The organism is Streptomyces sp. BR1 (assembly GCF_052373795.1).
In the GTDB taxonomy this organism is placed as follows: domain Bacteria; phylum Actinomycetota; class Actinomycetes; order Streptomycetales; family Streptomycetaceae; genus Streptomyces.
The window spans coordinates 6,163,011-6,185,857 of record NZ_CM126252.1; the positions used below are offsets into that span (position 1 = coordinate 6,163,011).

The 22,847-nt window shown below is 68.4% G+C and carries 14 protein-coding genes and 3 rRNA genes; 9 read left to right on the forward strand and 8 right to left on the reverse strand.

What is annotated here, in order from left to right; translation table 11 throughout:
* The first annotated feature begins 7 nt into the window (after positions 1 to 7).
* Positions 8 to 454: a DUF742 domain-containing protein gene (locus tag ACT1U9_RS27040; protein WP_444535218.1), complete on the forward strand. Its 447-nt coding sequence runs from the start codon at positions 8 to 10 to the stop codon at positions 452 to 454.
* Positions 435 to 1,040, forward strand: a complete 606-nt coding sequence (locus ACT1U9_RS27045; RefSeq protein ID WP_444535219.1) for a GTP-binding protein — start codon at positions 435 to 437, stop codon at positions 1,038 to 1,040. The genes ACT1U9_RS27040 and ACT1U9_RS27045 overlap by 20 nt, the downstream gene beginning before the upstream one ends.
* Before the next feature lie 104 nt (positions 1,041 to 1,144).
* On the opposite strand, the gene glpK is transcribed toward ACT1U9_RS27045, so the two are convergent.
* The 4 genes from glpK to ACT1U9_RS27065 all read right to left on the reverse strand — a co-directional run bounded on the left by glpK (position 1,145) and on the right by ACT1U9_RS27065 (position 5,617).
* A complete protein-coding gene (gene glpK, locus ACT1U9_RS27050; protein ID WP_444535220.1) occupies positions 1,145 to 2,656 on the reverse strand; it encodes a glycerol kinase GlpK in 1,512 nt (503 codons plus the stop codon).
* 406 nt (positions 2,657 to 3,062) lie between these two features.
* The gene (locus ACT1U9_RS27055; RefSeq protein ID WP_444535221.1) at positions 3,063 to 4,262 is read right to left on the reverse strand and encodes a lipid-transfer protein; all 1,200 of its coding nucleotides are present in this window, start codon (positions 4,260 to 4,262) and stop codon (positions 3,063 to 3,065) included.
* The gene (locus tag ACT1U9_RS27060) at positions 4,259 to 4,720 is read right to left on the reverse strand and encodes a Zn-ribbon domain-containing OB-fold protein (protein WP_444535222.1); all 462 of its coding nucleotides are present in this window, start codon (positions 4,718 to 4,720) and stop codon (positions 4,259 to 4,261) included. Before ACT1U9_RS27060 ends, ACT1U9_RS27055 begins: the two co-directional genes overlap by 4 nt.
* Before the next feature lie 90 nt (positions 4,721 to 4,810).
* Entirely contained in the window at positions 4,811 to 5,617 is an 807-nt protein-coding gene (locus ACT1U9_RS27065; RefSeq protein ID WP_444535223.1) for a M15 family metallopeptidase, read from the reverse strand.
* 162 nt (positions 5,618 to 5,779) lie between these two features.
* Between ACT1U9_RS27065 and ACT1U9_RS27070 the strand changes: the two genes are divergently transcribed.
* Positions 5,780 to 6,352 (forward strand): NUDIX domain-containing protein, encoded by a 573-nt coding sequence (locus tag ACT1U9_RS27070; RefSeq protein ID WP_444535224.1) that lies wholly within the window; start codon positions 5,780 to 5,782, stop codon positions 6,350 to 6,352.
* Here the strand turns inward: ACT1U9_RS27070 and ACT1U9_RS27075 are convergent.
* A complete protein-coding gene (locus tag ACT1U9_RS27075; protein WP_444535225.1) occupies positions 6,303 to 8,660 on the reverse strand; it encodes a glycoside hydrolase family 31 protein in 2,358 nt (785 codons plus the stop codon). The two genes, ACT1U9_RS27070 and ACT1U9_RS27075, sit on opposite strands and share 50 nt — an antisense overlap.
* A gap of 218 nt (positions 8,661 to 8,878) precedes the next feature.
* Between ACT1U9_RS27075 and ACT1U9_RS27080 the strand changes: the two genes are divergently transcribed.
* Entirely contained in the window at positions 8,879 to 10,867 is a 1,989-nt protein-coding gene (locus tag ACT1U9_RS27080) for an acetoacetate--CoA ligase (RefSeq protein WP_444535226.1), read from the forward strand.
* Positions 10,868 to 10,917: 50 nt separating this feature from the next.
* Here the strand turns inward: ACT1U9_RS27080 and ACT1U9_RS27085 are convergent, their stop codons facing one another.
* Positions 10,918 to 12,240, reverse strand: coding sequence for an aminotransferase class I/II-fold pyridoxal phosphate-dependent enzyme (locus tag ACT1U9_RS27085; RefSeq protein ID WP_444535227.1), 1,323 nt, complete (start codon positions 12,238 to 12,240; stop codon positions 10,918 to 10,920).
* A gap of 45 nt (positions 12,241 to 12,285) precedes the next feature.
* Between ACT1U9_RS27085 and ACT1U9_RS27090 the strand changes: the two genes are divergently transcribed.
* Positions 12,286 to 13,560, forward strand: a complete 1,275-nt coding sequence (locus tag ACT1U9_RS27090) for an MFS transporter (protein WP_444535228.1) — start codon at positions 12,286 to 12,288, stop codon at positions 13,558 to 13,560.
* A gap of 25 nt (positions 13,561 to 13,585) precedes the next feature.
* The gene (locus ACT1U9_RS27095; RefSeq protein WP_444535229.1) at positions 13,586 to 14,542 is read left to right on the forward strand and encodes a hypothetical protein; all 957 of its coding nucleotides are present in this window, start codon (positions 13,586 to 13,588) and stop codon (positions 14,540 to 14,542) included.
* A 98-nt stretch (positions 14,543 to 14,640) separates the two neighbouring features.
* Here the strand turns inward: ACT1U9_RS27095 and ptsP are convergent, their stop codons facing one another.
* Complete coding sequence (gene ptsP / locus ACT1U9_RS27100; protein ID WP_444535230.1) at positions 14,641 to 16,311, reverse strand: phosphoenolpyruvate--protein phosphotransferase; 1,671 nt, start codon at positions 16,309 to 16,311, stop codon at positions 14,641 to 14,643.
* Positions 16,312 to 16,392: 81 nt separating this feature from the next.
* Positions 16,393 to 16,842: a PTS sugar transporter subunit IIA gene (locus ACT1U9_RS27105; RefSeq protein ID WP_444535231.1), complete on the reverse strand. Its 450-nt coding sequence runs from the start codon at positions 16,840 to 16,842 to the stop codon at positions 16,393 to 16,395.
* Between the two features lie 755 nt (positions 16,843 to 17,597).
* Between ACT1U9_RS27105 and ACT1U9_RS27110 the strand changes: the two genes are divergently transcribed.
* The 3 genes from ACT1U9_RS27110 (at position 17,598) to rrf (ending at position 22,719) form a co-directional block, all read left to right on the forward strand.
* Positions 17,598 to 19,123 (forward strand): 16S ribosomal RNA (locus tag ACT1U9_RS27110).
* A gap of 280 nt (positions 19,124 to 19,403) precedes the next feature.
* Positions 19,404 to 22,525, forward strand: a 23S ribosomal RNA gene (locus tag ACT1U9_RS27115).
* Positions 22,526 to 22,602: 77 nt separating this feature from the next.
* Positions 22,603 to 22,719: ribosomal RNA gene (gene rrf, locus ACT1U9_RS27120) — 5S ribosomal RNA — on the forward strand.
* Together the 16S, 23S and 5S rRNA genes form the textbook arrangement of a ribosomal RNA operon.
* Positions 22,720 to 22,847: the final 128 nt, after the last annotated feature.

Sequence of the window (22,847 nt, forward strand, 5' to 3'; positions counted from 1 at the left end):
GGACGGCATGAGCGAAGCAGACCAGCGGGGTGCGGACCCGCAGCAGCCCGACCGGCTGCCCCAGCAGTCGCCGCCCGCGCCGCACCACTGGTTCGACGACGACGCCGGACCGGTGGTGCGTCCCTACGCGATGACCCGCGGCCGGACCAGCAGCGCCGGGCAGCACCGCCTCGATCTGATCGCGGTGGTGGTGCCGGAACCGGCCGCCGACGACCCCCGGCGCGACCATTCGCTGTCGCCCGAGCACGTCGAGATCGTCGAACGCTGCGTCGGCACCCCGCAGTCCATCGCCGAGCTCGCCGCCGGACTCGACCTCCCCGTGGGGGTCGTACGCGTCCTGGTCGGCGATCTCGTCCAGGACCAGCTGGTGCACGTCTCCCGACCCGTCCCGCCGGCCGAGCTGCCGGACGAGTCCCTTCTCCGCGAGGTGATCAATGGCCTTCGGGCGCTCTAGCCGCAGAAAGCGGCCCGTCGATCCGGTGACGCTCAAGATCCTGGTGGCGGGCGGCTTCGGCGTCGGCAAGACCACTCTGGTGGGCGCGGTCAGCGAGATCCGGCCGCTGCGCACCGAGGAGCGGCTCAGCGAGGCCGGGCGGCCCGTCGACGACGTCGAGGGTGTGGAGGCCAAGAGCACCACCACCGTGGCGATGGACTTCGGGCGCATCACGCTCCGCGAGGACCTGGTCCTCTATTTGTTCGGCACACCCGGCCAGGACCGCTTCTGGTTCCTGTGGGACGAGCTGGCGCAGGGCGCCCTGGGCGCCGTCGTCCTCGCGGACACCCGGCGTCTGGAGGACAGCTTCGCCGCGATCGACTACTTCGAGCGGCGTCAGCTGCCGTTCACGGTCGCCGTCAACTGCTTCGACGACGCCGCCCGTTACCCCGCCGACGCGGTCCGCTCCGCGCTCGACCTGGACCCCGACGTTCCGCTGATGATGACGGACGCGCGCGACCGCGAGGCCGTCAAGGACGTCCTGGTCGCGGTCGTCGAGCACGCGATGGTCCACTCGGAGCGGCGGCGCCGCCCGGTCCCGATCTGATGCGGTTCCTCGCGTACGCCGGGTGAGACACGGCCCGTGCCCCCACCGACTGGGGTACGGGCCGTGCGCCTTGTGGGAGGGGTTATTCCGCTGGTACGGGGCGGTTATTCGGTGTCCTCCTCGTGCCAGCCGAGGCTGCGCTCCACGGCCTTGCGCCAGTTGTCGTACTCGCGCTCGCGCAGCTCCGGATCCAGGGCGGGCACCCACTGGACGTCCTGCTGCCAGTGCGCCTTGAGCTCGTCGAGGTCGGACCAGACGCCGGTGGCGAGCCCGGCCGCGTAGGCGGCGCCGAGGCAGGTCGTCTCGGACACCTTCGGCCGGATCACCGGTACGCCGAGCACATCCGCCTGATGCTGCATCAGCAGCCGGTTGACCGTCATACCGCCGTCGACCTTGAGCGTGGTGATGCGCACCCCGGAGTCCTGGTACATCGCGTCCACCACCTCGCGCGTCTGCCAGCTGGTGGCCTCCAGGACCGCGCGGGCCAGATGCGCCTTGGTGACGTAGCGGGTCAGGCCCGTGATGACCCCGCGCGCGTCGGAGCGCCAATAGGGCGCGTACAGGCCGGAGAAGGCGGGCACGATGTACGCGCCGCCGTTGTCGTCGACGCTCGCCGCCAGGGTCTCGATCTCGGCGGCGCTGCGGATGATGCCGAGCTGGTCCCGGAACCACTGGACCAGCGCTCCGGTGATCGCGATCGAGCCTTCGAGGCAGTAGACCGGGGCCTGTTCGCCGATCTTGTAGCCGACCGTGGTGATGAGCCCGTTCTTGGAGGGCACGGGCCGGTTGCCGGTGTTGAGCAGCAGGAAACTGCCGGTCCCGTACGTGTTCTTGGCCGTGCCCGTGTCGTAGCAGGCCTGCCCGAAGACCGCTGCCTGCTGGTCGCCGAGCGCGGACGCCACCGGCACTCCGGCAAGCTGCCCGACGGCCGTTCCGTACACCTCGGCCGACGACCTGATCTGCGGAAGCATGACCTCCGGCACGTTCATCGCCGCCAGGATCGAGGCGTCCCACTGGAGCGATTCCAGGTCCATCAGCAGGGTCCGCGAGGCGTTGGTGACATCGGTGACGTGCACCCCGCCGTCCGTGCCGCCGGTCAGATTCCAGATCAGCCAGGAGTCGATGGTGCCGAACGCGATCTCGCCGCGCTCGGCGCGGGCCCGCAGACCGGGCACGTTGTCCAGCAGCCAGGCCGCCTTGGGACCGGAGAAGTAACTGGCCAGCGGCAGTCCGGTGGTGTCACGGAAACGGTCCTGGCCGTCCGTGCCGCCCAGTCGCTCGCAGAGCGCGGAGGTCCGGGTGTCCTGCCAGACGATCGCGTTGTGCACCGGCTTGCCGGTCGCCCGGTCCCACAGCACGGTCGTCTCGCGCTGGTTGGTGATGCCCAGCGCGCTGAGCTGTTCCGCCCGCATCCCGGCCTTGGCGAGCGCGCCCGCCACGACGGCCTGCACCTTGGACCAGATCTCGGTGGCGTCGTGCTCGACCCAGCCGGGCTTGGGGAAGATCTGCCGGTGCTCGCGCTGGTCGACGGCGACGATGGCGCCCGCCTGGTCGAAGATGATGCAGCGGCTCGACGTGGTGCCCTGGTCGATCGCTGCGACGAACTTGTCCGTCATGGCTACTCCTGGGTCGAAATGCCGCAACAGCAGCCGCCACCGAGAACGATGTCCGGGTCGCTCATGGCTGCTCCTATGCCCTCGCCCGGGGCAGGACCCCGGTCCGCCGTGCAGGGTGCGTGCTCTCCCATGGCCACGAAGCCGGGGGCGGGGTACGGGCCCCCGCCCGGCTTCCGTGACGAGCGTGCTCGTCCGGCGGAATCGCCCGTGGGGGAGTGGCCCGGCGACCGCGTACGACGGCGCGGCCGGGAGCCGCGGAGCGGCGATGCCGAGAGACAACGGGAAGTGTTCACCGGCCGTGATGGAGCGTCAAGGTGGCCGACAGCAACGGGTGTTGGGGTACACGGCGGACGGCGCGGGCGGTCGGGGCGCGGCCCGCTCCGGTACGGGCTGCGGGCCCGCCCGCTCAGCGCACCGCGATCACCGACGAGCCGTGCCCGAACAGGCCCTGGTTGGCGGTGATCCCGGTCCGCGCCCCCTCGATCTGCCGCTCGCCCGCCGTGCCGCGCAGCTGCCGGGTGAGCTCGCAGACCTGCGCGATGGCCTGCGCGGGCACCGCCTCGCCGAACGATGCGAGCCCCCCGCTCACATTGACCGGAACGCGACCGCCGAGCGCGGTCGCACCCTCCCGTACCAGCTTCGCGCCCTCACCGGCGCCGCACAGCCCCAGATCCTCGTACCACTCCAGCTCCAGGGCGGTGGACAGGTCGTACACCTCCGCGAGCGACAGGTCCTCGGGCCCGACGCCCGCCTCCTCGTAGGCGGCGCGCGCGATGGAGGCGCGGAAGGAGTTCGGCGAGGGGTCCACCGCGACGGCCGAGTCGGTGGCGATGTCGGGCAGGTCGAGCACGGTGTTCGGGTAGGTGGGGGTGACCGTGGAGACGGCCCGGATCCGGACCGGATCCTTGACCCCGTGCACGCGCGCGTAGGCCATGCTGCACAGCACCAGCGCGGCCGCCCCGTCGGAGGTGGCGCAGATGTCGAGCAGCCGCAGCGGATCGGCGACCACGGCCGAGGCGGCGACCTCCTCGACGGTGACGGCTTTACGGAAACGGGCGTACGGGTTGAGCGCGCCCGCCGCCGCGTTCTTCACCTTGACCTGCGCGAAGTCGTCGAGCGTGTCGCCGTGCAGGGCCATGCGTCGGCGGGCGTAGAGCCCGAAGTACGCCGGGTTGGTGGCGCCCAGGACGCGGAAGCGCTGCCAGTCCGGGTCGTCCGGCCGGTCGCCTCCGGCCGGGGCGAAGAAACCTTTGGGCGCGGCGTCCGCCCCGACGACCAGGACCACCTCGGCCATGCCCGCGAGGATCTGCGCGCGGGCCGCGTTGATCGCCTGCGCCCCGGACGCACAGGCCGCGTACACGCTCGTCACGCGCGCGCCCTGCCAGCCGAGCGCCCGCGCGAAGGTCGCGCCCGCCACATACCCGGGGTAGCCGCCGCGCACGGTGTCCGCGCCGACCACGGACTGGATGTCCGTCCAGCCGAGTCCGGCGTCCGCGAGCGCGGCCCGGGCGGCGACCGTCCCGTACTCGACGAAGGAGCGGCCCCACTTGCCCCAGGGGTGCATTCCGGCCCCGATGACCGCGATGTCCTGTGCTGCGCCGCTCATTTCGCCGCCTCCACGGGCCGCCAGTGCCAGGTGGTCCAGGTGGTGTCGGCGTCCTCATTGAGCACGCCCGGCACCACCTCGACCTCCATCCCCACCGCGAGATCGGCGGGGGTGACGCCCGGCACGGCCTGTCCGAGGACGACCATGCGCTCGGCCGCCAGCTCCACGGCGACCAGGGTGTACGGCTGCCAGGGGGCCTCGGGGTCGGACGCGTAGGGCGCGGGCGGCCGGTAGCGGCCGTCGGTGTACGACCAGACGCGTCCGCGCGGCGAGAGCGGCACCTGGGTCAGCTCGCCGCCGGAACAGGCGGGGTTGCGGCACAGGACGTCCTCGGGCGGGAAGAACACCGAGGCGCAGGCGGAGCACCGGGTGCCGAGCAACCGGAACTCCTGATCCCGCGCCTCGTCCCGCACCTCGGTGAACCAGCCCGCCACTGCGGGTGTGCGTGTGCGCGTCAAGGCCCCTCCCGATACTTGTATCTGACGGAACGTCAGAAGTGTGGCACGGGTGGCCGCACTCCGGGAGGGGCTGTCGCCGACCGGCCCCGCTCAGTGGTGGCCGGCCACCGAGCGCCACGCCACGGGGAAGTTGAAGTACGTGTCCGGGAACGGCTCCGGCTGGAAGGTGAAGTGCCACCACTCCTGGGGAATGCCCACGAACCCCTGGGCCTGGAGCACGCCCTTCAGGAACTGGCGGTTGGCGCGCTGGACGCCCTGGATGCGCGGGTCGTCGGTGTGCGAGAGGGTGTCGAAGCAGTCGAAGCCGGTGCCCATGTCGAGCGAGTTGTCGGGGAACCGCTCGCCCTTCGGCGCGAAGCACGGCACGAGCGGCTGACCGGGACGGTACGGCGGCGTCGGCCACGCGGGCAGCCTGACGACCGTGAGGTCCACCGAACTGCCCCTGCTGTGCCCGGACTTGGCCGCGATGTACCCGTCGTCGAACAGTCGCGACTTGTCGACAAGGGGATAGAACTCGGCCTTCATCTTGTGGTCGTCGAGATCCTTGGCCCAGCTGACGAACTGGTCGACGGCCCGCTGCGGCCGGTAGCAGTCGTACACCTTCAGGGAGTAGCCCTCGGTGAGCAGCTTCAGCTGCGCCCGGTGCAGCGCCCGCGCCGCCGCGCGGGTCAGGATGCACACCGGCTGGCGGTAGCCGTTGATCGGTTCGCCCACGAAGTTGTGCGGGGTGATGTACCGCAGCTCCTGGATGATCGTCGGGTCGACGGTGGCCAGTGCCACGAACTCGGCGGGCGCCTTGGGTTCGGGTGTCGCGTACGAGATCGGCGCCGGGACGGTCACGGCGAGCAGGGCGACGGCAGCGGCGACCAGGCCGCGCACGGTCGTACGAAGTGTCATGCGCACACCATTCAGCAGTCAATGGGAGGGAAGAAAGGGGGAGTTGGGGCAATGTGATCTATGGCCGAAGAGTGTCGGTCGCGGCACGCGCGCGTGGCCGTCGTCAGAGCCCGCGCATGAGGCCATCCGTCCGAGCGTGAGGTCATCGGTTACAGTCCGCGCGTGACCGGGACCTCGAAACAGCCTGTCAGGGACTCGCACTGCGCCGCGTGCGGCTCGCCGTATCCCGTACTGTCCGCCGCCTGGCCCCGCACCTGCGCGGCCTGCGGCGACACCGCGTACCGCAACCCGCTGCCGGTCGCCCTGGCCCTGCAACCCGTGACGGACGCGCGCGGTACGGGGCTTGTCGTCATCACGCGCGCGATAGCGCCCCACATCGGCGAACTCGCCCTGCCCGGTGGCTTCGTGGACGACGGCGAACTGTGGCAGGACGCGGTCGTCCGCGAGCTCCGCGAAGAGACCGGAATCGAAGCGTCCGCCGCCGATGTCCGCCTCGCCGACGCGCTCAGCTCCCCGCACCACGTCCTCCTCTTCGGCCTGCTGCCGGTACGGGACGCGGCCGGTCTCCCGCCGGACGTGCCGACCGAGGAGACCTTCGGCCGCCAGGTGCTGCACGAGCCCGCGGAGCTCGCGTTCCCGCTGCACACCCAGGCCGTACGGGCGTGGTTCGAGGGCCGCCACCCGCTCAGCGCGTACGGCCGCGCACCCGTACCGCATAGCCAAGATCCCGCGTAGCGCGCCCGTCCGCGATCCGCTCCACCACCACCCGGTCGCCCGCCGCCCGGGTGGTGAAACGCTCCACCACCGGCTGCGCCCAGCCGTCGCCCGCGTCCCGTACGACGATGCCGCCGCCGGTGCGCCCGGCCGCCGGCGCCCAGACCTCCAGCTCCACCGCACCGCCCGCGCCGCACACCGGGATCACCGAACCCGCCCGGGCGAGCACGGGGATACGGGAGAGCGGCGCGTCGAGGAGCACCTGGCAGGGGCCTTCGTAGGGCTCCTCGGTCGCCGTGTCGTACCAGCGGCCGCGCGGCAGCCGCACCGCCCGCCGGTCCATGCCCCGCTCCAACACCGGTGCCACCAGCAACGCGTCGCCCAGCAGGAAGGCGTCCTCGCAGTCCCGCAGCGCCCGGTCGCCCGGCGTGCCCCACCACACCGGCCGGGCGTAGGGAGCCCCGGTCAGCCGGGCCAGCTGCGCCAGCGTCATGAAGTACGGGCGCAGCCGCTCCCGTTCGGCGAGCGCCACGCGCGCGTGCTCCAGGACCTGCGGACCGAACTCCCACGGCTCCCGGCGTCCCGCCGAGATCGCCGAGTGCGTACGGAAGAACGGCAGCCGGGCCGCCAGCTGGAACCAGCGCAGATACAGCTCGGGCGACGGGCTCCCGGTGAACCCGCCCACGTCCGGTCCCGAGTACGGCACGCCGCACAGCCCGAGTCCGAGGACCAGCGAGAGCGAGGCCCGCAGCCCCGGCCAGCCCGTGGTCACATCGCCGGACCAGGTGCCGCCGTAGCGCTGCATCCCCGCCCAGCCGGAGCGGCTGAATAGGAAGGGCCGCTCGTCGGGGCGCAGCCCGCGCAGCCCCTCGTAGCCGGCCCGCGCCATGGTGAGGCCGTACACGTTGTGCGCCTCGCGGTGGTCGCCGCCCCCGCCCTCCAGGGCGTGCCGGGCCGAACGGGGCAGCGTCGTGTCGCCGAACGGCGCGAACGACGTCGGCTCGTTCATGTCGTGCCACACCCCGGCGAAGCCCTGGTCGAGCCGCTCCTGGTAGAGCCCGCCCCACCATTTGCGGGCGCGGGGATCCGTGAAGTCGGGAAAGGCGCACTCGCCCGGCCACACCACCCCCCGCACCTCCTGCCCGCGCGCGTCCTTCACGAAGGCCCCGGCCGCGAGACCGCTCTCGTACACCGCGTTGCCGCGCTCCGCCTTCACCGCCGGGTCCACGATCGACACCAGCCGTACGCCGTCCTCGGCGAGGTCCTTGGCCAGGCGCGGCAGTTCGGGGAAGTTCTCGCGGTCGACCGTGAACACCTGGTGCGCGTCGTAGTGGTCGATGTCGAGATGCAGCGCCGACAGGGGCAGGTCGCGCTCGCGGTACCCGGCCACGATCCGCCGGACCTCGGCCTCGCTGCCGAAGCCCCAGCGGGCGTGCTGCGGGCCGAGCGCCCAGGACGGCGGCAGCGCGGGCGCGCCCGTGAGGGCCGTCCAGCCCTGGAGCACGCGCGCGGGGGTGCCGACGACCACCCAGCAGCGCAGCGGCCCGCCCTCCATGCGCACCTCACCGGTGCCGAGCCGGTCGTGCCCGGAACCCAGCCCCTCCTCGCCCTCGCGCAACTGGACCCGGCCGTCCCAGGTGTTGTCGTAGAACGCCAGATGGGTCCCGGCGTCGGCGACCACCAGCTGCACCGGCATGGTGATGTACAGCGGGTCGTCACCGGGCGCGAAGCCGCCGCGCGGATCGGTGTTCCACAGGCGGTACGACCCGTCGCGCAGCCGGGGGCCGTCGGCGCGCCCGCCCAGCCCGAACACGCGCGCGTCCGCGGCGACTTCGTAGCGCTGCGCCCAGCGCGCCGGACCACCGCCGACCGGGTCCCACCACCGGGGCGGCAGCTCACGGCGCAGCACCACCCCGCCGGGGGTGCGGACCTCCACGGCCCCGTGCCGGGAGACCGCCACCATCACCCGCTCGGAGACCACCCGCCAGCCGCCGTCCGTGTCCGGCTCCAGGACCGCGCGGGCATCGGGCTCGGGCGGCGGCCCCACGAGCGCGTACGAGGGTTCGGGCCCGGCGCCGTCCCAGCCCCAGAACACGGCGCCGCCCGCCGCCACCCGCACCTCAAGCTCGGAGCGCGCGAACCGCACCACCCCGCCGCCCGGCCGGGGCTCCGCATCCTGCACCTGGCCCGGCACCCGGGCCCGCTCGGGACCGCGCGGCGGCAGCCCCTGGGCGTCCGCCCGGCGGCGTCGCAGCGCCGAGCGGACCGCCCGCCGCCCCTGCACCGAGCCGACCGCCTTCACCGAGCGCACCAGGTCATTGCCGTCCATGCGGCTCACCCTGCCATTCGGCCGACGACCTGTGTGCTCCGTTCAACTTCCGTTCACCCGTGGTGTCGCCACATTGTCAGCCGCCGGACTATGGGTGGCCCACCCTGGTGCGGAAGACGATCACATGGCATCGTCCCTGTGAGCCGCCGCACGCGCACACCCCTACGCGTGTGCGCGCGACGCACGCACACGACGCGTACCAGCCCGGGAGCCGACCCATGACCTCACCAGCGAACGCCGCGCCGCAGCCCGAGCCCCTGTGGCAGCCGGGCCCCGACCGCATCTCCGGCGCGCGGATCACCGCCTTCCAGACCTGGGCGGCCGAGCGCTACGGCGCACCCGCCGAGGGCGGCTACCAGGCACTGCACCGCTGGTCGGTCGCCGAACTCGACACGTTCTGGAAGGCCGTCGCCGACTGGTTCGACGTGCGCTTCTCGACGCCGTACGAGACGGTCCTCGCCGACCGCTCGATGCCCGGCGCCCAGTGGTTCCCCGGCGCGACCCTCAACTACGCCGAGCACGCCCTGCGCACCGCCGAGGACCCGGCCCGCGCCGACGACGCGGCCCTCCTGCACGTCGACGAGTCGCACGAACCGGTCGCCACCAGCTGGGCAGAGCTGCGCCGCCAGGTCGGCTCGCTCGCCGCCGAACTGCGCGCCCTGGGCGTACGGCCCGGGGACCGCGTCAGCGGCTATCTGCCGAACATCCCGCAGGCCGTCACCGCGCTGCTCGCCACCGCCGCCGTCGGCGCCGTCTGGACCTCCTGCGCCCCCGACTTCGGCGCGCGCAGCGTCCTGGACCGCTTCCAGCAGGTCGAACCCGTCGTCCTGTTCACCGTCGACGGCTATCGCTACGGCGGCAAGGAGCACGACCGCACCGACGTCGTCGCCGAACTTCGCCGCGAACTGCCCACCCTGCGCGCTGTCGTCCACATTCCCCTTCTCGGCACCGCTGCCCCCCAAGGAACTCTCGAATGGTCTTCGCTCACTGAGAGTGACAACGAGCCGGTCTTCGAGCAAGTTCCCTTCGACCACCCGCTCTGGGTTCTTTATTCCTCGGGCACCACGGGCCTGCCCAAGGCGATCGTCCAGTCCCAGGGCGGCATTCTCCTGGAGCACTTCAAGCAGCTCGGACTGCACTGCGACCTCGGCCCCGAGGACCGGTTCTTCTGGTACACCTCGACCGGCTGGATGATGTGGAACTTCCTCGTCTCCGGACTGCTCACCGGAACGACGGTCGTCCTGTACGACGGCAGCCCGGGCTACCCGGAGACCGGCGCCCAGTGGGGCATCGCCGAGCGGACCGGGGCCACGCTCTTCGGGACGTCGGCCGCGTATGTGATGGCCTGCCGCAAGGCCGGGGTGCACCCGGCCCGCGACTACGACCTCGCGCGCGTGAAGTGCGTCGCCACCACCGGCTCCCCGCTGCCGCCCGACGGCTTCCGCTGGCTCCACGACGAGGTCCGCGACGACCTGTGGATCGCCTCGGTCAGCGGCGGCACCGATGTGTGCTCCTGCTTCGCGGGAGCGGTGCCGACCCTGCCCGTGCACATCGGCGAGCTCCAGGCCGCCTGCCTGGGCACCGACCTCCAGGCCTGGGACCCCCAGGGCAAGCCGGTCGTCGGCGAGGTCGGCGAACTCGTCGTGGTGAACCCGATGCCCTCCATGCCGATCCGCTTCTGGAACGACCCGGACGGCAGCCGCTACCGCGACAGCTACTTCGAGATGTTCCCCGGCGTCTGGCGCCACGGCGACTGGATCACCATCACCGGCCACGGCTCGGTGATCATCCATGGCCGCTCCGACTCCACGCTCAACCGCCAGGGCGTGCGCATGGGTTCGGCCGACATCTACGAAGTGGTCGAACGCCTCCCCGAGATCCGCGAATCCCTGGTCATCGGCCTGGAGGAGCCGGACGGCGGCTACTGGATGCCGCTCTTCGTCCATCTCGCCGAAGGGGCCGTACTGGACGACGCCCTGCGCACCAAGATCAAGCAGGCGATCCGGGAGGAGCTCTCCCCGCGCCATGTCCCCGACGAGATCATCGAGGCCCCGGGCGTCCCGCACACCCTGACGGGCAAGCGCATCGAGGTCCCGGTCAAGCGGCTGCTCCAGGGCACGCCGCTGGAGAAGGCGGTCAACCCGGGCTCGGTCGACAACCTCGACCTCCTCCGCTTCTACGAAGCGGTGGCCCGCAAGCACGGCTGAGGCCTGTCCGGGACCTCCAGGCGGCACTCACAGGCCTGCCGGGCCCGCTCTCAGCCCCCGTACGTGGCCTCGGACTCGCCCAGCGTGTCCGCGAAGTCCGAGGCCAGGAGCGCCGCTTCCGTCGTCTTCAGCTCCGCCGCGGTGATCCGTACGCCCGGTTCCGTGGCGATCCGGAAGCGCGCCCCGGCGGCCACCCACCAGCCGCGCGAGCGCAGCCCGTTCACCACCGCGGACTCGTCCCGCACCGGCACCCACACGTTCATCCCGCTGGCCCCGTGCGCGGCGATCCCGCGCCGCCCGAGCTCGTCCACCAGAGCGCTGCGCCGCTGCGCGTAGGTCTCACGCGCGCGTGCCACCAGTTCCTGGGCCATCCGGTCGGTCAGCAGGCCGAGGACCGTGCCCTGAAGGAGATGGCTGACCCATCCCGAGGTCAGCAGCAGCCGTCCGTCGTGGCGGGCCAGCGTCGCCGGATCGCACGCCGCGGCCGCCCACCGCAGGTCCGTCCCCAGGTACTTCGTCACGGTCCGCACATGCGCCCAGCGCGCCAACCGCCCGCCGACCGTCAGCGAGTGCAACGGTGCCCCCGCGATGTCCGCGGCGTGGTCGTTCTCGATCACGAGCACATCGGGCGCCTGCGCCAGGACCTCCACCAGTTCGTCCCTGCGCCGCTCCGAGAAGCAGCCGCCGTACGGATTCTGCGCGCGCGGGCTGCACACGACGGCCCGGGCCCCCGACCGCAGCGCCTCGCGCAGAGCGGCGGGCCGCATCCCCTCGTCGTCGACGGCGACCGGCACCGTACGCAGCCCCATCACCTGCACCAGGTCCAGCAGATGGTGATATCCGGGGTCCTCCATGGCCACCGCGTCCCCGGGGCGCAGCTCGGTGGTGAGCAGCCGCGCCACACAGTCCAGCGAGCCATGGGCGAACGTCACCGACTCGGCGGGCACCCCGTCGGCGCCCAGCCACTCCTGGACGCGCTGCTCCAGCAGCGGCAGCCGTGGCGTCGACCGGTGCGAGCGCGCCCCCGCCGACATCCGTACCGGCGCGGGCAGTTCGGGCAGGAACGCCGGGTCGGGGTGGCCGCCCGCCAGATCCCGCAGCCCTTCCGGCACCTTCGGCGGGCGCCTGGAGGCCACCGAAGGCGCGGCGGCGATCACGGTCCCGCCCCGGCCGCGCGTGACGATCACCCCGCGCTGGCGCAGCTCCTTGTACGCGGTCGCGACCGTCCCCGGGCTCACCCCGAGGTCGTCGGCGAGCCGGCGAACCGGAGGGAGCGCGTCCCCCGGGCCCAACCCGCCGTCGGCGACGCCTCGTTCGACGGACGCGGCAATGCCCTTGGCTGATGTACCCGTGATCGCATATTGTTCTGCCACGTACTGAATTATGTATCAATACATAAATGACGTCAAGGGGGAGCAGTGACATTGCGCAGCCGACGTGCGGCCCTGTGGGAACGCGTACCGGGAGGCCGCGACGGCCGCCTGATGCTCTGGGTCGCGTTCGTCGACCGGACCGGCAGCGGTCTGTGGGCAGCCGTCTCGGTCCTGTACTTCACCTATGTGGCAGGGCTGTCCATCGCCCAGGTCGGCACCCTGGTCGCGGCGGCCGGTGCCGTCGGCATCGCGGGCGCCCCCATCGGAGGCCGCCTCGCCGACCGGCTGCCGCTCTCCCGCGTACTGATCGTCTTCCAGCTCCTGCGGGCCCTCGCCTCGGCCGCGCTGCTCACCACCGACAACTACGCGCTGCTGCTGGTCTACTCGGCCGTCGGCAGCTTCGGCGACCGCTCCGCCAATGTGCTCACCAAGCTGTACGCGGCCCGCGTCGCCGGTCCCGACCGCGTCCGCTACCAGGCCGTCAGCCGCACCCTCGCCAACGCCGGCTGGGCGGTCGGCGGCCTCGCCGCAGCGGCCGCACTCGCCATGGGCAGCACCGCCGTCTACCAGTGGCTCCTCACCGGAGACGCCCTCTCCTTCGTCGGCGCCGCGCTGATCACCGCGCGCTGCGCGGAACCGCCCTCGCCGTCCCGCACGGTCGCCAAGTCCGGCGACCCGGCGCCCGCGGCGCGACCGACCGGGCCGTGGCGGGACCGCACCTACCTCGCGTACGTGGCCACCGAGGCGATCCTCTTCATGGACGACGCCGTCTTCAAGGTCGGCCTGCCCCTGTGGACCGTGCACGCCACGGACGCGCCGCACGGCCTCGTACCGCTCCTGATGGTGCTCAACAACGTGATGGTGGTGGGACTCCAGGTACCCCTGGCCAAGTTCGGCGCGACCACCCGGGCGGCACACCGCCTGCTCTTCCCGCTCTCCGCCGTGTTCGCCGCGGCGGGAGTCACCATGGCGGCGTCGGCGGTCGGCGGAGCCGTGCCCGCGAGCATCTTCCTCATCGTGGCCACGGCCGCCTTCACCCTGGCCGAGATGATCCACGCCACCGTCTCCTGGGAACTCTCGATCGCCCTGGCCCCCGGCGACGCCCAGGGCACCTACCTCGGTGTGCACGGCCTGGCCCAGTCCGCGCAGCGCAGCCTGGGGCCGCTCGCCGTCACCGCCGCGATCGCCACCGGCCCGCTCGGCTGGACGGCCTTCGGCGCCGTCATCGCCGTGACCTGCGGAATTCAGCACCGACTGGTCCGCGACCGACTGCCCCGACCGGCGTTGTCAGTGCCCCCGGTTACGGTGAGTGAGCACTGATCGACAGCGCTCAGGGGGAAAAATCATGGCGCACAGGCATAACTCCAGGAATTCCGGCGGCCCGACGACCACGACCCGCTCCAGGACACCCCACGGCTCCCGCCCGCCCCACACGGCCAGAGCCATGCGGCGGACACTGTGCCGGGAGGCACCGAGCACCATCGGAGTGCTCGCCGACGCCTACGACTTCGAAGTGATGACCCGGTACCGGTCCTTCGCCTTCGACGACCACACCGTCTATCTCCACCAGGTCGAGGGCCTGCTCAGAGCCCGGGCCGCCCAGGGCCTGCACACCACGGTTGCCCTCTTCGACCCGGATGAGTTCACCGAGTTCTGCACCCTGACGGGCCTCGACCCGGACAGCGCGGACAGCCGCACCCGCTTCACCGCCGAGATCGCGACCGGCGGCGCCCGCGTCCGCTACGAAGGACAACCGATCGACAGCCTGGTCCCCGCACTCATCAACAAAGCGGTACGCCAGGCGACTTGGGACTACGCGACACTCCTGCTCACCGAACTGGGGGAGTGTGCACAGTGCGGACAGGACATCGGCCGCTCCGCCTTCGAACGGGCCTCGGCGCTCCTGACGAACCTGCTCCAGGCAGCAGGCCCCGGCCTGCACCACCTTGTCTGCAGCGTCCAGGCCGAGCAGGAACAGCTCATCGCGGTGCTCCACGCGGAGCACCGCGACGGCGGCCCGGCGCTGCTCGACGAGTCGGACGTCGCCGAGTTCGTCACCGTTCTCGCCGCGGGCATCGCCCAGCACAGCCCCGGCGGGCTCGTCCTGCGGACGACCGCACCCGAGGCCCCCGACCGCGTCCACGGGTGGCGGCTCCACGAGGGCAGCCTGCTCCCGCTGACCGCCGGGGAGGTGTTCAGCGCCTACTGCACCGATGCCGACACCGGCGACCCGGTCTCGCCCGAGCCCGGCGTGGACTACCGCCCGGGCTTCCCCTTCGACCAACCGGACACCCACCACTGACGGGCACGCCGGGACCCGGCACGCGAAAGGGGCTCCCCGCCGCATCAGCGACGGGAAGCCCCTCCCACCCGGACACCGCACTCAGGCGGCGGACCGGGTCACTCCCCGGACAGCACCGCCTGCGCCGCCACACGGGCCTCGTCGGCCGTGTCGGCTGCACGCGCGGCGGCGGCCGCACGCTCGCACTGGGCGAGCGTGTACTTCGCCAGCGTCGCGCGTACGTAAGGAATGGAGGCGGCACCCATCGACAGGCTGGTCACACCGAGACCGGTCAGCACACAGGCGAGCAGCGGATCGGAGGCGGCCTCACCACAGACACCACAGCTCTTGCCCTCGGCCTTGGCGGCCTCGGCGGACAGGGCGACCAGGTCGAGCAGCGCCGGCTGCCACGGATCCTGGAGCCGCGACACCGCACCGACCTGCCGGTCGGCCGCGAAGGTGTACTGGGCCAGGTCGTTGGTGCCCAGCGACAGGAACTCGACCTCCTGGAGGATCGAGCGCGCGCGGAGCGCGGCGGAGGGAATCTCCACCATCGCGCCGAACTTCGCCCGCAGCCCGGCCTCCCGGCACGCGTCCGCGAACGCCTTCGCGTCCGTACGGTCGGCGACCATCGGCGCCATGATCTCCAGATACACCGGAAGCCCCTCGGCGGCCTTGGCCAGCGCGGTCAGCTGGGTACGCAGCACGTCCGGGTGGTCGAGCAGCGACCGCAGGCCGCGCACTCCCAGCGCCGGGTTCGGCTCGTCGGCCGGGGTCAGGAAGTCGAGCGGCTTGTCCGCGCCCGCGTCCAGCACCCGCACGACCACACGGCCCTCGGGGAACGCCTCCAGAACCTTGCGGTACGCCTCGATCTGCTTCTCCTCCGACGGCGCCTTCGCGGAGTCGTCGAGGAAGAGGAACTCGGTACGGAAGAGACCGACGCCCTCGGCGCCCGCCTCCACCGCGGCCGGGACGTCGGCGGGACCACCGACGTTGGCGAGCAGCGGCACCTTGTGCCCGTCCGAGGTGGCACCCGGTCCGGAGGAGGCGGCCAGCGCGGCCTTGCGCTCGGCGGCGGCCCGCTCCAGCTCGGCCCGCTTCTCCTCGCTCGGGTCGACGAAGATCTCCCCGGTGCTGCCGTCGACGGCGACCAGCGTGCCCTCGGCGAGCTCACCGGCGCCCGGCAGCGCCACGATCGCGGGAACGCCGAGCGCCCGCGCCAGGATCGCGCTGTGGCTGGTCGGCCCGCCCTCCTCGGTCACGAACCCGAGCACGAGCGCGGGGTCGAGCAGCGCCGTGTCGGCGGGAGCCAGGTCGCGCGCGATCAGTACATACGGCTCGTCGCTGTCCGGAACGCCCGGCATCGGCACGCCCAGCAGGCGCGCCACGATGCGGTTCCGTACGTCGTCGAGGTCCGCCACACGCCCGGCCATGTACTCGCCGGCGCCCGCGAGGAGCTCGCGGTAGTGCGAGAACGCGTCGTAGATGCCCCGCTCGGCGGTGCTGCCGACGGCGATGCGCCGGTCGACGTCGGCGATCAGCTCGGGGTCCTGGGCGATCATCGCCTGGGCCTCAAGGACGGCCTGCGCCTCGCCGCCCGCCAGGTTCCCGCGCGCGTTCAGGTCGGCGGCCACAGCCTCGACGGCCTTGCGGGCACGCCCCTGTTCGCGCTCCGCCTCCTCCGCCGGAATCTGCTTGGCCGGCGGCTCCAGGACCGCCGTGCCCATATGCCGTACCTCGCCGATCGCCACACCGTGGCTCACGCCGACGCCTCGCAGCGTTGTCTCCATCTCACCCGTCTCCGATAGTCGCGGCGGTCAGTGCCGCCGCAGTGGTTGTCCGTCCAGCGCGCCGTCGCCGCGGCGCAGACGTCACTGCCAGCCGAACAGCGTGTCGCCGGCCTTCACGTCGCCGCTTTCGACGACACCGGAGAGGGAGTCCGCGGTGGCTTCGAGCGCCACGATGGGGCAGATGGGGGACTTTCCGGCGGCTTCGACGGCGGCGGGGTCCCACCGCACGACGGCCTGGCCGCGCGTCACGGTGTCGCCCTTGTTGACGAGCAGCTCGAAGCCCTCGCCGTTGAGCTGAACGGTGTCGATACCGAGGTGCGTCAGCACACCGTGGCCCTGGTCGTCGACGACCACGAAGGCGTGCGGGTGCAGGGAGACGATGACGCCGTCGACGGGGGAAACCGCCTCCGAGGGCTCACGCACGGGGTCGATGGCGGTACCGGGGCCCACCATTGCGCCGGAGAACACCGGATCGGGCACTGCCGCGAGTCCGATGGCACGCCCGGCGAGCGGGGACGTCACGGTGGTCATGGATGGCCTCCCAGGGGTGGGGCTTCTTCGTGTCGCGGCCACTACCTGCAGTGACCCGGCGTACTGTTCAGAAGGGTAAGTCATAGGAAGTCCGGTTTCGCCTGGTATGAACGCAGCCCGGGCTTCCCTCGGACGGAGACTACTGGACTAGACCGGTGCACTAGTGGACTAGACCATAGACCCTGCGTCGATTTGCCCGGACCACGCCGGGGCCTGTACTGTCCTAAGTCCCGCTCAGTCGCCAAACGTGAACTTCACGTGAATGCGGATCAGCGGGCAGGCTCCTCATCTTCTTGATCTTCATTGCTGAACCTGATCTTGACCTGAGCGTCGATTGCTGTGCCGGTACTGCCGTGCGTCGCAAATCGAAGTGGTCAGGGAGACGGAAAAGCACTGATAGAGTCGGAGCCGCCGGAAAGGGAAAGCGCGAAAGCGAAAACCCCGGAAAGTAAATCCCGCCGACACGGGAATCGGACGCGAAAGAGTCTGATAGAGTCGGAAACGAAGGAAGCGCCCGGAGGGCCCGGAAACGGGAACAAAGGAAGCGTCCGTACCTTGAGAACTCAACAGCGTGCCAAAAGTCAACGCCAGATTGACAACCCCGGCCTGCCAGTGATGGTGGGTTGGAGGTTCCTTTGAAAAGTCCATCCGCTTGCGGGTGGCAACAACACAGCGAGGACGCTGAGGACAACTGGTCATATTCCGACCGGGTTGTTCCGCTCTTTCGTGTGTGTGCACCGGATTACCGGTAAACATTCATGGAGAGTTTGATCCTGGCTCAGGACGAACGCTGGCGGCGTGCTTAACACATGCAAGTCGAACGATGAAGCCCTTCGGGGTGGATTAGTGGCGAACGGGTGAGTAACACGTGGGCAATCTGCCCTTCACTCTGGGACAAGCCCTGGAAACGGGGTCTAATACCGGATACGACCTGGAAGCGCATGCTTCCGGGTGGAAAGCTCCGGCGGTGAAGGATGAGCCCGCGGCCTATCAGCTTGTTGGTGGGGTAATGGCCTACCAAGGCGACGACGGGTAGCCGGCCTGAGAGGGCGACCGGCCACACTGGGACTGAGACACGGCCCAGACTCCTACGGGAGGCAGCAGTGGGGAATATTGCACAATGGGCGAAAGCCTGATGCAGCGACGCCGCGTGAGGGATGACGGCCTTCGGGTTGTAAACCTCTTTCAGCAGGGAAGAAGCGCAAGTGACGGTACCTGCAGAAGAAGCGCCGGCTAACTACGTGCCAGCAGCCGCGGTAATACGTAGGGCGCAAGCGTTGTCCGGAATTATTGGGCGTAAAGAGCTCGTAGGCGGCTTGTCACGTCGGATGTGAAAGCCCGGGGCTTAACCCCGGGTCTGCATTCGATACGGGCTAGCTAGAGTGTGGTAGGGGAGATCGGAATTCCTGGTGTAGCGGTGAAATGCGCAGATATCAGGAGGAACACCGGTGGCGAAGGCGGATCTCTGGGCCATTACTGACGCTGAGGAGCGAAAGCGTGGGGAGCGAACAGGATTAGATACCCTGGTAGTCCACGCCGTAAACGTTGGGAACTAGGTGTTGGCGACATTCCACGTCGTCGGTGCCGCAGCTAACGCATTAAGTTCCCCGCCTGGGGAGTACGGCCGCAAGGCTAAAACTCAAAGGAATTGACGGGGGCCCGCACAAGCAGCGGAGCATGTGGCTTAATTCGACGCAACGCGAAGAACCTTACCAAGGCTTGACATATACCGGAAAGCATTAGAGATAGTGCCCCCCTTGTGGTCGGTATACAGGTGGTGCATGGCTGTCGTCAGCTCGTGTCGTGAGATGTTGGGTTAAGTCCCGCAACGAGCGCAACCCTTGTTCTGTGTTGCCAGCATGCCCTTCGGGGTGATGGGGACTCACAGGAGACTGCCGGGGTCAACTCGGAGGAAGGTGGGGACGACGTCAAGTCATCATGCCCCTTATGTCTTGGGCTGCACACGTGCTACAATGGCCGGTACAATGAGCTGCGATGCCGTGAGGCGGAGCGAATCTCAAAAAGCCGGTCTCAGTTCGGATTGGGGTCTGCAACTCGACCCCATGAAGTCGGAGTTGCTAGTAATCGCAGATCAGCATTGCTGCGGTGAATACGTTCCCGGGCCTTGTACACACCGCCCGTCACGTCACGAAAGTCGGTAACACCCGAAGCCGGTGGCCCAACCCCTTGTGGGAGGGAGCTGTCGAAGGTGGGACTGGCGATTGGGACGAAGTCGTAACAAGGTAGCCGTACCGGAAGGTGCGGCTGGATCACCTCCTTTCTAAGGAGCACAGTACCGATTGCAGGCAAATGTTCTGCACGGTCAGCTCATGGGTGGAACGTTGACTATTCGGCATCATCACCTGGTTGTTCCCAGTACTGCTTCGGCGTGGAACAGAACAGACCAGGGGTTGAGGCCGGGCACGCTGTTGGGTGTCTGAAGGTGCGGCCGGTAAGGCCAAAGTCTTCAGTTGCCGGCCCCAGTGCACTCACTACTTGTTGGTGGGGTGATGGGTGGCTGGTCGTTGTTTGAGAACTGCACAGTGGACGCGAGCATCTGTGGCCAAGTTTTTAAGGGCGCACGGTGGATGCCTTGGCACCAGGAACCGATGAAGGACGTGGGAGGCCACGATAGTCCCCGGGGAGCCGTCAACCAGGCTTTGATCCGGGGGTTTCCGAATGGGGAAACCCGGCAGTCGTCATGGGCTGTCACCCATGCCTGAACACATAGGGCATGTGGAGGGAACGAGGGGAAGTGAAACATCTCAGTACCCTCAGGAAGAGAAAACAACCGTGATTCCGGGAGTAGTGGCGAGCGAAACCGGATGAGGCCAAACCTACGACGTGTGAGACCCGGCAGGGGTTGCGTCGTGGGGGTTGTGGGATCTCTCTTTCACAGTCTGCCGGCTGTGAGACGAGTCAGAAACCGTTGATGTAGGCGAAGGACATGCGAAAGGTCCGGCGTAGAGGGTAAGACCCCCGTAGCTGAAACATTGACGGCTCGTTTGAGAGACACCCAAGTAGCACGGGGCCCGAGAAATCCCGTGTGAATCTGGCGGGACCACCCGCTAAGCCTAAATATTCCCTGGTGACCGATAGCGGATAGTACCGTGAGGGAATGGTGAAAAGTACCGCGGGAGCGGAGTGAAATAGTACCTGAAACCGTGTGCCTACAAGCCGTGGGAGCGTCGCATACGTGCTTGCACGTATGTCGTGACTGCGTGCCTTTTGAAGAATGAGCCTGCGAGTTAGCGGTGTGTAGCGAGGTTAACCCGTGTGGGGAAGCCGTAGCGAAAGCGAGTCCGAACAGGGCGTTTGAGTTGCACGCTCTAGACCCGAAGCGGAGTGATCTAGCCATGGGCAGGTTGAAGCGGAGGTAAGACTTCGTGGAGGACCGAACCCACCAGGGTTGAAAACCTGGGGGATGACCTGTGGTTAGGGGTGAAAGGCCAATCAAACTCCGTGATAGCTGGTTCTCCCCGAAATGCATTTAGGTGCAGCGTCGTGTGTTTCTTGCCGGAGGTAGAGCACTGGATAGGCGATGGGCCCTACCGGGTTACTGACCTTAGCCAAACTCCGAATGCCGGTAAGTGAGAGCGCGGCAGTGAGACTGTGGGGGATAAGCTCCATGGTCGAGAGGGAAACAGCCCAGAGCATCGACTAAGGCCCCTAAGCGTACGCTAAGTGGGAAAGGATGTGGAGTCGCAGAGACAACCAGGAGGTTGGCTTAGAAGCAGCCACCCTTGAAAGAGTGCGTAATAGCTCACTGGTCAAGTGATTCCGCGCCGACAATGTAGCGGGGCTCAAGCGTACCGCCGAAGTCGTGTCATTGCAGTACATACCCCCAACGGGGACTGTGATGGGTAGGGGAGCGTCGTGTGCCGGGTGAAGCAGCAGCGGAAGCTAGTTGTGGACGGTTCACGAGTGAGAATGCAGGCATGAGTAGCGATACACACGTGAGAAACGTGTGCGCCGATTGACTAAGGGTTCCTGGGTCAAGCTGATCTGCCCAGGGTAAGTCGGGACCTAAGGCGAGGCCGACAGGCGTAGTCGATGGACAACCGGTTGATATTCCGGTACCCGCTTTGAAACGCCCAATATCGAATCAGGCGATGCTAAGTCCGTGAAGCCGTTCCGGACCCTTCGGGGAAAGGAAAGTGGTGGAGCCGACGAACCAGACTTGTAGTAGGTAAGCGATGGGGTGACGCAGGAAGGTAGTCCAGCCCGGGCGGTGGTAGTCCCGGGGTAAGGGTGTAGGGCGCTGTCTAGGCAAATCCGGACAGCATGAAGCCTGAGACCTGATGCCGAGCCGATTGTGGTGAAGTGGATGATCCTATGCTGTCGAGAAAAGCCTCTAGCGAGTTTCATGGCGGCCCGTACCCTAAACCGACTCAGGTGGTCAGGTAGAGAATACCGAGGCGTTCGGGTGAACTATGGTTAAGGAACTCGGCAAAATGCCCCCGTAACTTCGGGAGAAGGGGGGCCATCACCGGTGATGAGTCTTGCACTCTGAGCTGGGGGTGGCCGCAGAGACCAGCGAGAAGCGACTGTTTACTAAAAACACAGGTCCGTGCGAAGCCGTAAGGCGATGTATACGGACTGACGCCTGCCCGGTGCTGGAACGTTAAGGGGACCGGTTAGTCACATTTCGGTGTGGCGAAGCTGAGAACTTAAGCGCCAGTAAACGGCGGTGGTAACTATAACCATCCTAAGGTAGCGAAATTCCTTGTCGGGTAAGTTCCGACCTGCACGAATGGCGTAACGACTTCTCGACTGTCTCAACCATAGGCCCGGTGAAATTGCACTACGAGTAAAGATGCTCGTTTCGCGCAGCAGGACGGAAAGACCCCGGGACCTTTACTACAGTTTGATATTGGTGTTCGGTTCGGCTTGTGTAGGATAGGTGGGAGACTGTGAAGCAGCCACGCCAGTGGTTGTGGAGTCGTCGTTGAAATACCACTCTGGTCGTGCTGGATGTCTAACCTGGGTCCGTGATCCGGATCAGGGACAGTGTCTGATGGGTAGTTTAACTGGGGCGGTTGCCTCCTAAAGAGTAACGGAGGCGCCCAAAGGTTCCCTCAGCCTGGTTGGCAATCAGGTGTTGAGTGTAAGTGCACAAGGGAGCTTGACTGTGAGACCGACGGGTCGAGCAGGGACGAAAGTCGGGACTAGTGATCCGGCGGTGGCTTGTGGAAGCGCCGTCGCTCAACGGATAAAAGGTACCCCGGGGATAACAGGCTGATCTTCCCCAAGAGTCCATATCGACGGGATGGTTTGGCACCTCGATGTCGGCTCGTCGCATCCTGGGGCTGGAGTCGGTCCCAAGGGTTGGGCTGTTCGCCCATTAAAGCGGTACGCGAGCTGGGTTTAGAACGTCGTGAGACAGTTCGGTCCCTATCCGCTGTGCGCGTAGGAATATTGAGAAGGGCTGTCCCTAGTACGAGAGGACCGGGACGGACGAACCTCTGGTGTGCCAGTTGTCCTGCCAAGGGCATGGCTGGTTGGCTACGTTCGGGAGGGATAACCGCTGAAAGCATCTAAGCGGGAAGCCTGCTTCGAGATGAGTATTCCCACCTCCTTGAGAGGGTAAGGCTCCCAGTAGACGACTGGGTTGATAGGCCAGATGTGGAAGCCTCGTAAGGGGTGGAGCTGACTGGTACTAATAGGCCGAGGGCTTGTCCTCAGTTGCTCGCGTCCACTGTGTTAGTTCTGAAATAACGAACAGCTGTGTCAATGCCAGCTTCGTTAATTTCATAGTGTTTCGGTGGTCATAGCGTTAGGGAAACGCCCGGTTACATTCCGAACCCGGAAGCTAAGCCTTTCAGCGCCGATGGTACTGCAGGGGGGACCCTGTGGGAGAGTAGGACGCCGCCGAACAATTTTTAGCCTCAGTCCCCGACCGTTTTGGTCGGGGACTGAGGCATTTTTGCGTTCAGGACCTTATCCGACCCATACCCCTGTGCACCCACCCCTCCTCCCTGCCGGTAAGGTCATGAGGCATCGTT